The organism is Acinetobacter sp. 3657 (assembly GCF_031456775.1).
Lineage (GTDB): Bacteria > Pseudomonadota > Gammaproteobacteria > Pseudomonadales > Moraxellaceae > Acinetobacter.
On the sequence record NZ_JAVDVH010000001.1, the window covers coordinates 218,293 to 232,231 of the forward strand.

Here is a 13,939-nt window from a genome sequence, read left to right on the forward strand (position 1 = left end):
GGTTAAGAAAATAGGGCAATCGCACCAAGGGGAAACCACATGAATTCAGTTTTATCTGTTGATCTTCCAGTAAATACATCATCAAATTTTGTAACACCAATGCTCATGGTGAGAGGGGTAGAAAAAACCTATCCCAATGGTACCCATGCATTACAACGGCTCGATTTAAATATTGCACGGGGTGAAATTATTTCATTACTTGGACCATCTGGATGTGGCAAAAGTACTTTATTGAAAATGTTTGCTGATCTTGAACAACCATCAGCGGGGCAAGTGCGTTGGAATGGCAAGGCTGATATTCAATCGCAATGTAAAATGGCAATGGTGTTTCAGGAAGCGACCTTAATGCCGTGGGCAAATATTGAAGACAATGTTCGTCTACCTTTAGATTTGCAGCATATTTCCAAAGCTGTGAGCACCCCCAAAGTTTTAGATGCGCTAAAAGCAGTAGGTTTAGACAAATTTAGCAAAGCCTATCCACGGGAACTTTCAGGTGGGATGCAGATGCGTGCTTCTTTGGCTCGAGCACTGGTCACAGAACCTGATTTGTTATTGATGGATGAGCCTTTTGGAGCATTGGATGAATTTACCCGTCATAAGTTAGATCGTGATATCCGAGAACTTTGGTCTGAGCGAGATTTAACTGTTGTTTTTGTCACCCACAGTATTTATGAAGCGGTGTATTTGTCCTCACGGGTGATTGTGATGGGGGCGCGTCCAGGGCGTGTGGTCGCTGATTTGGAAATTGAAGGTCCATATCTACGCGATGAATCCTTTAGAACATCTGATGTTTTTATTAAACAATGTGCACATTTTTCAGCGTTATTGGCTAAAGCAAGTGGGGAGCACGATCATGATTAAACCATTAATAAATAATCCTGCAATACAGCGAATAGCAGCACCCTTGATGCTTGGTTTTTTATTGTTATTGTTTTGGCAATTGAGCTTTCAGCAATTAGAAGTGCCTGTTTATATCGTGCCGAAACCAAGTGATATTGTGATGGCGATGATCAATCAATCTTCATTGCTCTTTGGTAGTTTGCTGGTGACGCTAAAAATCACCTTATTGGCTTTTGCTTGTGCAGTGGTCATCGGAACTTTAATTGCATTCGTATTTGTGCAAAGTCGTGTACTAGAAGCGTGTTTTATGCCGTATGCGATTTTATTTCAGGTCACGCCGATTGTGGCGATTGCACCTTTGGTGATTATTTGGATTCAAAACACCACTTTAGCATTGGTCGTCTGCGCGATGTTGGTGGCAGTATTTCCAATCTTAACCAATACCACTTTAGGTTTGCGTAGTGTGAATAAAGGTTTACTCAATCTTTTTCAGATCAATAAAGCCAGTCGCTGGCAAATTCTCATGCGTTTACGTGTACCAAATGCCTTACCTTATTTCTTTGGTGGATTGCGGATTTCATGTGGTTTAGCGCTGATTGGTGCAGTCGTGTCTGAGTTTGTTGCAGGTGCAGGTGGAACGAGTGCGGGGTTAGCTTATCAGATTTTACAGGCAGGATTTCAACTTGATTTACCGCTCATGTTTGCAGCACTCTTTTTAATTACCTGCACAGGTTTGGGACTGTTTGTATTGATGTCTTTGTTAAGCCGCATCTTTTTAAGTAAATGGCATGAGAGTGAACAAGCATGAGCCAAGATTCTTTGAGTAAGCGTTATTTAATTAAAAATGCCCATGCCATTTTGACTGGTTTATCGAACGATACCGCACGTTCGTCAGCGACAGCGATTCGGATACAAGATGGAAAAATTACCGAGCTAGGGGCACTGACACAACACGCAAATGAACAGGTGATTGATGCCAAAGACTGCGTCATTTATCCAGCATGGGTGAATACACATCATCATTTGTTCCAATCTTTGTTGAAAGGCGAGCCACAAGGTTTAAATCAGAACTTAACTTCATGGCTTGCCAGTACGCCATATCGGTTTCGTGGCGCTTTCGATGAAGCCACATTTCGGGTCGCTGTACGAATTGGTTTGATTGAACTATTACGTTCTGGTTGTGGCACGGTTGCAGATCATCATTATCTATACTGGCCGAAGATGCCTTTTGATGGCGCAGCCATTTTATTTGATGAAGCGGAAAAGCTAGGCATGCGTTTTGTGTTGTGTCGTGGTGGTGCGACCCTAACGCGTGGGTTGGAAAGTGAGCTGCCACAAGCTTTGCGACCTGAAAAATTTGATGACTATATGGCAGATATTGAACGTCTGGTCACTCAATATCATCAACCTAGTGGAACTGCATTCCGAAAAATTGTTATGGCGCCAACATCAACTTTACATTCGACGACACCACAACAACTTAGGGAAAGTGCTCGCATCGCTCGGCAACTCGGCATTCGGATGCACAGTCATTTATCAGAAACAGTCGATTATTTGGATGCTGCCCAAGCTAAATTTAATATGACTCCAGTGCAATATTGTGCTGAACATGATTGGATTGGCAATGATGTTTGGTTTGCGCATCTTGTGAAATTATTACCAGAAGAAATCCAGTTATTAGGTCAAACCCAAACAGGCATTGCGCATTGTCCACAAAGTAATGCACGTTTGGGCAGTGGGATTGCCGATCTGGTCAGTTTAGAAAATGCAGGCATGACGATTTCGATTGGGGTTGATGGTGCAGGTTCTAATGAAGCCGCCGACATGCTGTCAGAAACCCATGCTGCATGGTTATTGCAACGTGCTAGAAAAGGGATGTTGGCAAAACCACAGTATGACGGTGGACTGTTTGAGGGCGGTGCAGATGCTGCCAGTATTGAAGACATTATTCGTTGGGGCACTGCTGGTGGAGCCAATATCTTAGGTTTAGATCAAGTTGGAAGCATTGCAGTTGGCCAACAAGCCGATTTGGTTGTGTATGAGTTAGATGATCCACGCTATTTTGGATTACATGATATGGCGATTGGTCCTGTGGCAAGCGGTGGGCGAGCGCGTATTAAAGCGATGTTTGTTGCAGGGAAAATGGTGATTGAAAATGATCAAATTCCAGATCTAGATATGATGGAATTGGCTTGGCAAGCGAAGCAATCCGTAAAAGTGTTGCAACAGCGGAGTATGGAAATGGCTAAAATAGCCTAAGCTGTTCCAAAACGTTGCTAGGCTATGATTTACTCTAGAACTTAAGATTTTTGAATTTATATTGATGATTACTATCGTGGGGCGGCATGGATGCCGCCTGTTGGACTGCGGTAGCAGGGAAGTACCGTCAGTCTAACAAAGGATTTTTGATTACTTTTGATCCTTCAAAAGTAAGAAATTGCCAATTCAAAAGCAATCTGTTTATACATAACTTATCTGGCAGTGCTAAAAAACTGTAAAGAAAATAGATTTATCCCTGATAAGGATGATGTCTATACCAATGCTCCGCAATTTGCTGACGAGTACAGACCCAAACTCGATCATGATTCTGAACATAATCCAAAAAGCGTTGTAATGCTTTAAAGCGAGCAGGACGACCTAAAATTCGACAATGCATCCCGATTGAAAGCATTTTCGGTGATGTCGCACCTTCAGCATACAACACATCAAATGCATCTTTTAAATACTCAAAAAAGTCCTCACTGCGGTTAAAACCAGTCGGAGAGGAGAACTTCATGTCATTGGTATCAAGCGTATACGGAATAATTAAATGCGGACGAGTTTCGCCATTTTCGTTGGTTAGCGTGGTCCAAAAGGGCAGATCATCACCATAGTAATCACTGTCATATTGAATCTGATCATAGTTAGCCAACAGTTGACGCGTATTTGGACTATCACGACCTGTATACCAACCTGTAGGGTATTCTCCGAATAAATCTTTTAAAATCTGCATGGCTTCAGCCATGTGTGCTTTCTCGGTTTCAACATCAACATTTTGATAATGAATCCAACGTAAACCATGCGAAACCACATCATAATGATGCTGTTTAATTGCCTCAACGACCAATGGATTTCGTTGTAATGCCATCGCTACCGCAAAAATGCTCATTGGCAAATTACGTTTGGCAAACTCTTGCTGAATACGCCAAAAACCGACTCGTGAGCCATATTCATAAATCGAATCCATCGACAAATGCCGAGCGGGATAACTTTCTGCACCGCTAATTTCAGATAGAAATTGTTCTGAACCCTCATCGCCATGCAGGATATGTTTTTCACCACCTTCTTCATAATTCAATACAAACTGAACGGCAATTTTGGCTTGATTTGGCCATTGGGCATGCGGAGGTTGATTGGCATAACCCAGCATATCTCGAGGATAGTCTGTTGCGAAATGGTCAGCTTGATCTGAGACGGTCATGGGATTGCCTGAATCTTTAAAATGTGAAACTTCACATCAAATTACTTGATGTAATGATTCAGTGTCAAATAATTAATACATTTAAATCAATGGTTTGTTGTCTTATTTTGGTGCGTACTTAAGCTTGTTTGAACGAGTTTTTTATATCATGCGCAATTTTAGTGCCTCCATTTCCTCAACGATTTGATTCATCATGATTTGTGCAATACGGGAAAGTTGCCGTTTTGGTGCAACACATAAGGCGAGGGTAATGGGATGTAACCCATTTTCATGGATTGCTCTAAACTCGAACTCATCCGTTTCAATAAAAGGATAGGCATCCAAATAACTCATGATGCCAATGCCTAAATTCTGTCTCAGCAAGGAAATCATCATACGAATGTCGTTACATTCGATTTTATGTGGTGGATTAAAATCATGTTTCTTGTATAAGGCGGTGACGTGATCGTGAATAATTAAAGGTGCAGCAGGGATGATATGGTTGAATTCCAGTGTATCCGAGAAATAGATTTTTTGCTTATTTGCTAAGGGATGTTGTTTGGGAATCACAAAACCGAGCGGTACTTCAATAAAGGAACTGATTTGCAATTGATGCTGATGCTTAGGATTGAGAATCAAGCCAAAATCCAGCTCAGCATTGATCACCATCTCTGCCACACTTTCACTCTCTAGCACCCGAATATTAAAATTAATCCAAGGATATTGTTGATGTATGGATTGGATCACCTGAGTAACAAAACCTTCACTGAGCGCTGAAATTATTCCAAAATCGATCGAACCACGCTGTAAACCTTGAATCTCATTCAAGCGCTTTTGTGTCATTTGAAATTCTTTTTGCCAACTGCGTAAATCGGCATACAACAATTCACCAGCCAAAGTCAGTTTTAGTCCATTTGGCAGACGCTCAAATAAGGCAACGCCGAGTTCTTCTTCAGCCAAAGCAATCTGACGATGCACTGCTGAGACGGAAATATAAAGTTGATCTGCTGCTTTTCGTAAACTGCCTGTTTTGGCGACAGCAATAAAATATTCAGCAAAACGAGAAAAAGGTAATGCCATTGCAAACATGCTTAATAAAATGAGTATTTATGCAAAAGCAATTTTAGTGCCCAAGTGTTCTAATTTTTAGAATGATTGATCAAATTCATTCTAATAGACGAGGTTGTTGTTCTGCTCCAAACTGCATTTAAGCCATACAGATCCTCGGTCTATAGCAGAAAAATGAGAGCAAACAATGAATGCAATCCCTTTAATTAATGTGCCGAATAAACCTTGTCATAGCCAGTTTGATGATCGAGATTGGGAAATACTGGCACAACATTGGTATCCCGTTGCACGAGTTGAAGATGTAACTACAAAGCCTCAGCAAGTCACTTTACTTGATTTGAATATGGCGATTTATAAAACTGAAAAGGGAAATATTCATTTGGTACGTGATATTTGTCCGCATCGCGGTGTACCGCTAAGTAAGGGTTGGGTTGAAGGTGAAACGATTATTTGTCCTTATCATGGTTTGCATTTCAATGAAGAGGGCAAATGCACCAAAATTCCTGCGCAACCCGATTTGACTAAAATTTCTGATCGTTTTTCCTTAACCAAGTTTCCTGTAGTTTTAAAATATGGTTTGGTATGGACCAGTATTTTAGGACGAGATGAGAGCTTGGCAAATTTCCCTGTTTTGGATACATGGGATGCAGAACAGCACCAAGCGATCTTGCCGCCGTATGTGGATATTGCAGGTTCAAGCGGTCGTCAATTGGAAGGGTTCATTGATGTGGCTCATTTTGCTTGGGTGCATCACAACGCATTTGCAGATAGAGAAAATCCTGTTGTTCCGAAATATTCAACGGAACGAACCGCTTATGGACTACATACTGAGTATGTCAGCAATGTCAGTAATTATCCGCATGGCATGCAGCATCTAGCGCCAGATGATTTTCTATGGGAGCGTATTTTTGATGTCTATCCACCTTTTTCAGCAGTACTCACCATCCATTTTCCAAATGCTGGCGTGTTGAAAATCCTCAATGCCTGTTGTCCTGTATCACATAACAAAACCCGTTTGTTTGTGCCATTAACGCGAAACTTTGATACGACGGGTGATTTACAAGGTGTTTATGATTTTAATGCGCAGATTTTTGCCGAAGATCAGGAGATGGTGGAGTCTCAGAAACCTGAAGAGTTGCCCATAGATATTACAATGGAAGCACATTTCGAGGCTGATCGCTCTTCGACCATGTACCGTCGTATTTTGGCTGAGTGGGGCTTGAGTAAACGGTATACGGTTTAAGAGAAAACGCATTTCAATGAAAAATTTGAAAATTATTTTAGGTAAATATTGGCTTTAATGGGACTTAGAATGTGTTATTAAGCAGATATTTGAATCACGGCTATTCGTAATGTTGTAAAATTTACGAGGTATTGATCATATATAACGAATAAGGAAATTTTAGATGGAAGATGTGGTACCTAGTAAAAATAAATTAAATTTCAAACTTTATATGATGTGCGGTTGGCCGTTTTTTCTAGTCTTTATTGGTGGAGCAATAGGCGGGGGCTTGGCTGGAATAGCTTATGTAATTAACCTAAATATATACAAATCTAATTTGTCTAACATGGGGAAAATAATTTTGAATATATTAGTGGGATGCTTAGCTATTGTTTTATGGGTTGTTATAAGAGGTTATATTCATTCGAAATTTCTTTAAATCTAATTTAAGAAATATATAATTTCCCCGAAATACTAAATTTAAAACAAGTAGTTAGGTAATTATTTCTAATCCAATACAAGCATTGTTCTATTAATTAAATTATAGACAAGTTGGTTGTATGGTCTTGTATATACAAATCGACGTTAATACATATACAATAGTTCAAAGTATATTGTATGAGCTTTAGCCAATGTCAAGAACGTCCAAGCAACAAGATTTGGATTTATCACTCGCAGAAGATAGTCCAGTCCCTTTGTATTTGCGTGTGAAACAAATGATTTCACAAAAAATCTATGAAGGCACATGGACGGTAAATAAAAAAATTCCTTCAGAAAGTGAATTGGTGAATTTACTTGGTTGTAGCCGTATGACCATCAACCGAGCTTTACGAGAGCTGACCAGTGAAGGTTTATTGGTGCGTATACAAGGAGTTGGTTCTTTTGTAGCAGAAGGGCAAGGTCGCACCGCGCTTTTTCATGTCAATAATATTGCAGAAGAAATTCTTGCTCGAAATCATAAACATCGTGCCGAAGTATTGGTATTAGAACAGATTCAGGCAAATGTTGAACAAAGTGCACTCATGCAAATGCGGGAAGGACAAAAGCTTTTTCATTCGATTATCGTACATTATGAAAATGATGTGCCTGTACAAATTGAAGACCGTTTGGTTGACCCTAGCCTCATTCCAGATTATTTAGCGCAAGACTTTAGCAGCATTACACCAAACGCTTATTTGATGTCAAAAGCACCCGTAACCGAAGGTGAGCATGTAGTAACGGCGGTACTTGGTTCTGCGCAAGAATGTAAATGGTTGAAGATCAATAAGACCGAGCCTTGCTTATTGATTCGCCGTCGAACTTGGTCAAATAAACAACTGATTTCTAGCGCACGGTTGATTTATCCGGGTAGTCGTTATTATCTGGAAGGTAAATTTACGCAATGATTGAGCAGTTAACGACAGCACATTATAAAAAAATGCGATGGAAAAATGGCGCTGGTTACACTGTTGAACTTGCACGTAGCGAGGGCGAGAGTTTGGATGCTTTTTAAGAAAGCTTGTCTAATCGAACTGAAAAATGTCTAATTTGTTCTCTTTTTATTAAACCCATACAAATTGTAGTTGTATGGGTTTTTTGTTGTCTTAATAAAAATAAATCAAGTAATTTCATTGTGTTGTAAATTATTTTTAGAGATGGAACGAAAAGCATCTTTTCAAGATAAAAGATTTGTGTAGTATATAGATGTATATACAAGTTAAGACATTGCTATACAGTAAAAGCAGTTTAACTTGCAGACCATATTCGATTGAAAGGAGTCTTATTGTGACGACGACAACAAAATTTCGTGATGTAGAAATTCGCGCACCTCGTGGCACAACGCTCAATGCCAAGAGCTGGTTGACCGAAGCACCATTACGTATGTTGATGAATAATCTTGATCCTGATGTGGCAGAAAATCCGAAAGAGCTCGTTGTTTACGGTGGGATTGGTCGTGCTGCTCGAAATTGGGAATGCTATGACAAGATTGTTGAAACACTAAAAAACTTAGAGCTTGATGAGACCTTATTGGTTCAATCAGGCAAACCTGTTGGCGTATTCAAAACCCATAAAGATGCACCACGTGTGCTTATTGCAAATTCAAATCTTGTTCCACATTGGGCGAATTGGGAACACTTTAATGAGTTAGATGCAAAAGGCTTGGCAATGTACGGTCAAATGACTGCTGGTTCTTGGATCTATATCGGTAGTCAGGGCATTGTACAAGGCACATACGAGACTTTTGTTGAAGCAGGTCGCCAGCACTATAATGGTGATTTAAAAGGTCGTTGGGTACTCACTGCTGGTTTAGGTGGTATGGGTGGTGCGCAACCATTAGCGGCAACACTTGCTAGCGCTTGTTCTTTAAATATCGAATGCCAACAAGCCAGTATTGATTTCCGTTTACGTACACGCTATGTCGATGAGCAAGCAACAGACTTAGATGATGCGCTCGCGCGTATTGATAAATACACCAAAGAAGGTAAAGCGGTTTCGATTGCACTACATGGCAATGCTGCTGAGATTTTACCTGAGTTGGTTCGTCGTGGTGTACAGCCAGATATGGTCACAGACCAAACCAGCGCACATGATCCATTGAATGGGTATTTACCACTGGGCTGGACGTGGGAAGAATATCGTCAACGTGCCAAAACTGAACCTGAAGTTGTGGTGAAAGCGGCAAAGCAATCGATGGCGAAGCATGTTCAAGCGATGCTAGATTTCCAAAAAATGGGTGTTCCAACATTTGACTATGGCAATAACATTCGTCAAATGGCGCAAGAAGAAGGCATCGCAAATGCTTTTGATTTCCCAGGTTTTGTTCCAGCATACATTCGTCCATTGTTCTGCCGTGGCGTTGGTCCATTCCGTTGGGTTGCACTTTCAGGTGATCCAGAAGATATTTATAAAACAGATGCTAAAGTCAAAGAATTAATTCCAGATGACGAGCATTTACATCGCTGGTTAGACATGGCTCGTGAGCGTATTAGTTTCCAAGGCTTACCAGCACGTATCTGCTGGGTAGGTTTAGGTTTACGTGCAAAACTCGGTTTGGCATTTAATGAAATGGTGCGTAGTGGTGAACTTTCAGCGCCAATCGTGATTGGTCGTGACCATTTAGATTCTGGTTCAGTATCAAGTCCTAACCGTGAAACTGAAGCGATGCAGGATGGTTCAGATGCAGTTTCAGATTGGCCGTTACTCAATGCATTACTAAATACCGCAGGTGGCGCAACGTGGGTGTCATTGCATCACGGTGGTGGTGTTGGCATGGGCTTCTCGCAACACTCAGGTGTTGTGATCGTCTGTGATGGTACAGATGAAGCAGCAGCGCGTATTGCACGTGTACTGACCAATGACCCTGCAACAGGGGTGATGCGTCATGCAGATGCTGGCTATGACATCGCGATTGATTGTGCCAAAGAGCAAGGTTTGAACTTGCCGATGATCACTCAATAAAAAACATCACAACAACGATTACGGCGTTTTTTGCAATTGTGTAACAAGCGCCGTAAGAAAATAATATAGTGCAAAACAGGACGCCAAAATGGAACTCTTAATTCAACCCGGCAAACTTACGTTAGCAGATCTGCGTCACGCATACTTAAATCCAATCAAAGTCAAACTTGATGACAGTGCCGCTGCTGCGATTAATGCCAGCGTTGCTTGCGTTGAGCAAATCGTCAATGAAGGGCGTACGGCTTACGGTATTAATACCGGTTTTGGTTTATTGGCTTCGACTAAGATCGCACCTGAAGATCTAGAAAAGCTACAACGTTCTTTAGTGCTTTCTCACGCTGCTGGTGTGGGTGAGCCGCTTGATGATGCCATGGTTCGCCTAATCATGTTGCTAAAGGTCAATAGCTTGGCGCGTGGTTTTTCGGGTATTCGCCGTAAAGTCATTGATGCGATTATGGCACTGATCAATGCTGAGGTTTATCCACATATTCCATTAAAGGGTTCAGTGGGTGCTTCGGGTGATTTGGCGCCACTTGCACATATGTCTTTAATTTTACTCGGTGAAAGTAAAGCACGTTATAAAGGTGAATGGTTACCTGCTGTCGACGCACTCAAAATCGCGGGCTTAGAACCGATTTCTTTAGCAGCAAAAGAAGGTTTGGCGCTGTTAAATGGTACACAAGTTTCAACCGCATACGCATTGCGTGGTTTATTTGAAGCAGAAGATTTGTTTGCTGCTGCAACGGTTTGTGGTGGTTTAAGTGTTGAGGCCATGCTTGGTTCGCGTGCGCCTTTCGATGCACGTATCCATGAAGTACGTGGTCAACGTGGTCAAATTGATGTTGCTGTTGCATATCGTGACTTATTGACAGATTCAAGTGAGATTGCACATTCGCATGAAGATTGTAGCAAGGTTCAAGATCCGTATTCACTCCGCTGTCAGCCACAGGTCATGGGTGCTTGTTTAACTCAAATCCGTCAAGCAGCCGAAGTATTGGCGATTGAGTCAAATGCAGTTTCGGATAACCCATTGGTTTTCGCTGCTGAAGGTGATGTGATTTCAGGCGGTAACTTCCATGCTGAACCTGTTGCAATGGCGGCTGACAATTTGGCATTGGCGATTGCGGAAATTGGCGCACTGTCAGAGCGCCGTATTTCTATGATGATGGATCGTCACATGTCACAACTTCCACCATTCTTGGTGGCCAATGGTGGTGTCAACTCAGGCTTTATGATTGCACAAGTTACGGCTGCTGCTTTGGCGAGTGATAACAAAGCTTTGGCACATCCTGCCAGTGTCGATAGTTTGCCAACTTCAGCAAACCAAGAAGACCATGTTTCTATGGCACCGAATGCAGGTAAACGTTTGTGGTATATGGCAGACAACGTACGTGGCATTTTGGCTGTTGAATGGTTAGGTGCATGTCAAGGCCTCGATTTCCGTGAAGGCTTGAAAAGCTCTCCAAAACTTGAGCTCGCGCGTAAAATCTTGCGTGATCAAGTGCCTTATTACAGTGAAGATCGCTTTTTTGCACCTGATATCGAACAAGCAAGTGAATTGCTTGCGAGTGGATGTTTGAACGAGTTAATTATTCCAAATCTCTTACCGAGTTTAGTTAAAGGCTGATAATGAAGAAAATGGTCACATGGAGTAACCACAGTCTGCCGCAGAATATCGGAATGGAACGCTAAAAACAAAATAGCCTAAGCATCTGATGCTTGGGCTTTTTGAGGATGTATGCATGAAAAAGCTTTGGAAAAACTGTCATATTGCCACCATGCAAGATGGACAATATTCCAGTATTGAAAATGCTGCCATGGTGACGCTTGGGCAGCACATTCATTGGATCGGTGCAGAAAAAGATGCGCCTGCTGATGATTATGTGGAATCTATTGATCTCAAAGGCGCGTGGGTGACACCTGGTATGATTGATTGTCATACCCATAGTGTTTTTGGGGGCAACCGTAGTGTCGAATTTGAACAACGTTTGCAAGGTGTCAGTTATGCAGAGATCGCTGCAAGTGGCGGTGGGATCGCAAGCACAGTGCGTGCAACACGTGAAGCAACTGAAGAACAGTTACTTGCATCAGCACTCAAACGTATTCGTTGTATGCAGAAAGAAGGTGTGACCACCATTGAAATCAAGTCTGGTTATGGCTTGGATTATGAAAATGAACGGAAAATGCTGCGTGTGATTCGTCAGATCGCGCAAACTTTACCCATGACCGTGAAAAGCACCTGCTTAGCGGCACATGCTTTGCCACCTGAATATAAAGATCAAAGCGATGCGTATATTGAGCATATCTGTACTGACATGCTGCCAAAATTACATCAAGAAGGTCTTGTCGATGCGGTGGATGCTTTTTGTGAGTATCTAGCATTTTCACCTGAGCAAGTCGAACGTGTGTTTAAAACGGCACAAGCTTTGAATTTGCCGATTAAATTACATGCAGAGCAATTGTCATCATTGGGTGGATCAAGTTTAGCGGCACGTTACCATGCATTATCAGCAGATCATTTGGAATTTATGACTGAAGATGATGTTAAGGCAATGGCAGAAGCGGGAACTGTCGCTGTGCTATTACCGGGTGCATTTTATTTCCTGAGAGAAACGCAGCTTCCGCCACTCGAAAGTTTACATAAGCATGGTGTTCGGATTGCATTGTCGAGTGATTTAAACCCGGGTACTTCACCAGCATTGTCTTTGCGTTTGATGCTGAATATGGGCAGCACCTTATTTCGTTTAACCCCAGAACAAGCGCTGGCAGGTGTGACCATTCATGCAGCCCATGCACTTGGTTTACAGGATACACATGGCAGTTTAGAACAAGGCAAAGTTGCCGACTTTATTGCGTGGGATATTGAACATCCATCTGAAATTGTGTACTGGCTCGGTGGTGATTTACCGAAACGGATTGTTCAACATGGCAATGAAATTGTTTTTTAGTATCAAAATTAATTTTAAAGAGTGACATTGATTATGAATCATTCATTTACGTGGCAAGGACGACAAGATGGTGAGGGTGACGGGCATTTACGCATCCATCAAGTGGTCAATACCAGCCAACATGCCGCTTTTGCCTTAATTGGTTTTAGTTCGGATGAGGGGGTGAAGCGTAATAAAGGTCGCTTAGGCGCAGCAGACGCACCCGATATGATTCGTGCTCAATTGGCAAATTTGCCTGTGCATCAGGCTGTTACGATCGCAGATGTTGGTACCGTAGTCTGTGATCAAGGTCAGTTAGAAAAAGCGCAAGCGGAGTTAGCTGAGCAAGTAGAAAGAAGCTTAAAACAGGGGGTGAAGCCGATTGTTTTAGGTGGTGGACATGAGGTTGCTTTTGGAAGCTTCTCTGGATTATTTCAGTATATTCAAAAGCATCAACCAGATAATAAAATTGGCATTATCAACTTTGATGCACATTTTGATTTGCGTGAAGCAGAGCGTGTTAGTTCAGGTACGCCATTTTTAAATGCAGCACAACTATCATCACAACATGATCAAGAATTTCATTATCTATGTATCGGCGTTGCGAAACATTCCAATACGAAAGTGCTGTTTGAAACAGCAGATCGCTTAAATTGCGAATATATATACGATCAACAATTACAACCCTCAAAAATTGATCATTTGATTGCGAAAATTAACGGTTTTATCGAAAAAGTTGACCACTTATACATTACAGTAGATCTGGATGTATTTAGTGCCAGCATTGCTCCAGGTGTGAGCGCACCAGCAGTGAAAGGAATTGATTTATCAATCTTTGATCCGCTGTTCCAAGCCATTAAGGAAACAGGGAAAATCCGTGTTTTTGACGTGGCGGAATGTAATCCACGGTTTGATTTGGATAATCGAACATCCAAATTAGCTGCATATATTATTTTTAATTACATATTCGATTGATGGATCGGCTGCGCAAGTAGTCGCTTCATC

At 41.7% G+C, this 13,939-nt stretch carries 13 protein-coding genes; 11 read left to right on the forward strand and 2 right to left on the reverse strand.

What is annotated here, in order from left to right; all coding sequences use genetic code 11:
• Positions 1-39: 39 nt before the first annotated feature.
• From J2Y37_RS01005 to J2Y37_RS01015, 3 genes are read left to right on the forward strand one after another with little or no spacing between them, the layout of a single operon-like run.
• Complete coding sequence (locus tag J2Y37_RS01005; protein ID WP_349031550.1) at positions 40-861, forward strand: ABC transporter ATP-binding protein; 822 nt, start codon at positions 40-42, stop codon at positions 859-861.
• Positions 854-1,648 (forward strand): ABC transporter permease, encoded by a 795-nt coding sequence (locus tag J2Y37_RS01010; protein ID WP_005196521.1) that lies wholly within the window; start codon positions 854-856, stop codon positions 1,646-1,648. Before J2Y37_RS01005 ends, J2Y37_RS01010 begins: the two co-directional genes overlap by 8 nt.
• On the forward strand, positions 1,645-3,099 hold the full coding sequence (locus tag J2Y37_RS01015) for an amidohydrolase family protein (RefSeq protein ID WP_349031551.1): 1,455 nt from the start codon (positions 1,645-1,647) through the stop codon (positions 3,097-3,099). The genes J2Y37_RS01010 and J2Y37_RS01015 overlap by 4 nt, the downstream gene beginning before the upstream one ends.
• Positions 3,100-3,349: 250 nt before the next feature.
• Here J2Y37_RS01015 and puuE read toward each other — a convergent pair whose 3' ends face one another.
• Positions 3,350-4,300, reverse strand: a complete 951-nt coding sequence (puuE, locus tag J2Y37_RS01020) for an allantoinase PuuE (protein ID WP_349031552.1) — start codon at positions 4,298-4,300, stop codon at positions 3,350-3,352.
• Positions 4,301-4,441: 141 nt separating this feature from the next.
• On the reverse strand, positions 4,442-5,359 hold the full coding sequence (locus tag J2Y37_RS01025) for a LysR family transcriptional regulator (RefSeq protein ID WP_349031553.1): 918 nt from the start codon (positions 5,357-5,359) through the stop codon (positions 4,442-4,444).
• A gap of 175 nt (positions 5,360-5,534) precedes the next feature.
• On the opposite strand from J2Y37_RS01025, the gene J2Y37_RS01030 reads away from it, so the two are divergent.
• The 8 genes from J2Y37_RS01030 (at position 5,535) to hutG (ending at position 13,909) form a co-directional block, all read left to right on the forward strand.
• On the forward strand, positions 5,535-6,590 hold the full coding sequence (locus J2Y37_RS01030; RefSeq protein WP_349031554.1) for an aromatic ring-hydroxylating dioxygenase subunit alpha: 1,056 nt from the start codon (positions 5,535-5,537) through the stop codon (positions 6,588-6,590).
• Positions 6,591-6,753: 163 nt separating this feature from the next.
• Positions 6,754-7,008, forward strand: coding sequence for a hypothetical protein (locus J2Y37_RS01035; protein ID WP_349031555.1), 255 nt, complete (start codon positions 6,754-6,756; stop codon positions 7,006-7,008).
• 193 nt (positions 7,009-7,201) lie between these two features.
• Positions 7,202-7,954: a histidine utilization repressor gene (hutC, locus tag J2Y37_RS01040; RefSeq protein WP_349031556.1), complete on the forward strand. Its 753-nt coding sequence runs from the start codon at positions 7,202-7,204 to the stop codon at positions 7,952-7,954.
• Entirely contained in the window at positions 7,951-8,061 is a 111-nt protein-coding gene (locus tag J2Y37_RS01045; protein WP_349031557.1) for a HutD family protein, read from the forward strand. Before hutC ends, J2Y37_RS01045 begins: the two co-directional genes overlap by 4 nt.
• A 272-nt stretch (positions 8,062-8,333) precedes the next feature.
• Positions 8,334-10,007, forward strand: a complete 1,674-nt coding sequence (hutU, locus tag J2Y37_RS01050) for a urocanate hydratase (protein ID WP_349031558.1) — start codon at positions 8,334-8,336, stop codon at positions 10,005-10,007.
• Positions 10,008-10,095: 88 nt separating this feature from the next.
• Positions 10,096-11,634: a histidine ammonia-lyase gene (gene hutH / locus J2Y37_RS01055; RefSeq protein WP_004671734.1), complete on the forward strand. Its 1,539-nt coding sequence runs from the start codon at positions 10,096-10,098 to the stop codon at positions 11,632-11,634.
• A gap of 115 nt (positions 11,635-11,749) precedes the next feature.
• On the forward strand, positions 11,750-12,955 hold the full coding sequence (hutI, locus tag J2Y37_RS01060; RefSeq protein ID WP_005196554.1) for an imidazolonepropionase: 1,206 nt from the start codon (positions 11,750-11,752) through the stop codon (positions 12,953-12,955).
• A gap of 33 nt (positions 12,956-12,988) precedes the next feature.
• Positions 12,989-13,909 carry a formimidoylglutamase gene (hutG, locus tag J2Y37_RS01065; protein WP_349031559.1) on the forward strand — a complete coding sequence of 307 codons (921 nt, stop codon included), beginning with the start codon at positions 12,989-12,991 and terminating at the stop codon, positions 13,907-13,909.
• Positions 13,910-13,939: the final 30 nt, after the last annotated feature.

What these genes read in the sequence shown, in the direction of transcription:
- J2Y37_RS01005 (WP_349031550.1), top strand. Translation starts at nt 40, where the DNA reads ATGAATTCAGTTTTATCTGTTGATCTTCCAGTAAATACATCATCAAAT.
- J2Y37_RS01010 (WP_005196521.1), top strand. Translation starts at nt 854, where the DNA reads ATGATTAAACCATTAATAAATAATCCTGCAATACAGCGAATAGCAGCA.
- J2Y37_RS01015 (WP_349031551.1), top strand. Translation starts at nt 1,645, where the DNA reads ATGAGCCAAGATTCTTTGAGTAAGCGTTATTTAATTAAAAATGCCCAT.
- puuE (WP_349031552.1), bottom strand. Translation starts at nt 4,300, where the DNA reads ATGACCGTCTCAGATCAAGCTGACCATTTCGCAACAGACTATCCTCGA.
- J2Y37_RS01025 (WP_349031553.1), bottom strand. Translation starts at nt 5,359, where the DNA reads ATGGCATTACCTTTTTCTCGTTTTGCTGAATATTTTATTGCTGTCGCC.
- J2Y37_RS01030 (WP_349031554.1), top strand. Translation starts at nt 5,535, where the DNA reads ATGAATGCAATCCCTTTAATTAATGTGCCGAATAAACCTTGTCATAGC.
- J2Y37_RS01035 (WP_349031555.1), top strand. Translation starts at nt 6,754, where the DNA reads ATGGAAGATGTGGTACCTAGTAAAAATAAATTAAATTTCAAACTTTAT.
- hutC (WP_349031556.1), top strand. Translation starts at nt 7,202, where the DNA reads ATGTCAAGAACGTCCAAGCAACAAGATTTGGATTTATCACTCGCAGAA.
- J2Y37_RS01045 (WP_349031557.1), top strand. Translation starts at nt 7,951, where the DNA reads ATGATTGAGCAGTTAACGACAGCACATTATAAAAAAATGCGATGGAAA.
- hutH (WP_004671734.1), top strand. Translation starts at nt 10,096, where the DNA reads ATGGAACTCTTAATTCAACCCGGCAAACTTACGTTAGCAGATCTGCGT.
- hutI (WP_005196554.1), top strand. Translation starts at nt 11,750, where the DNA reads ATGAAAAAGCTTTGGAAAAACTGTCATATTGCCACCATGCAAGATGGA.
- hutG (WP_349031559.1), top strand. Translation starts at nt 12,989, where the DNA reads ATGAATCATTCATTTACGTGGCAAGGACGACAAGATGGTGAGGGTGAC.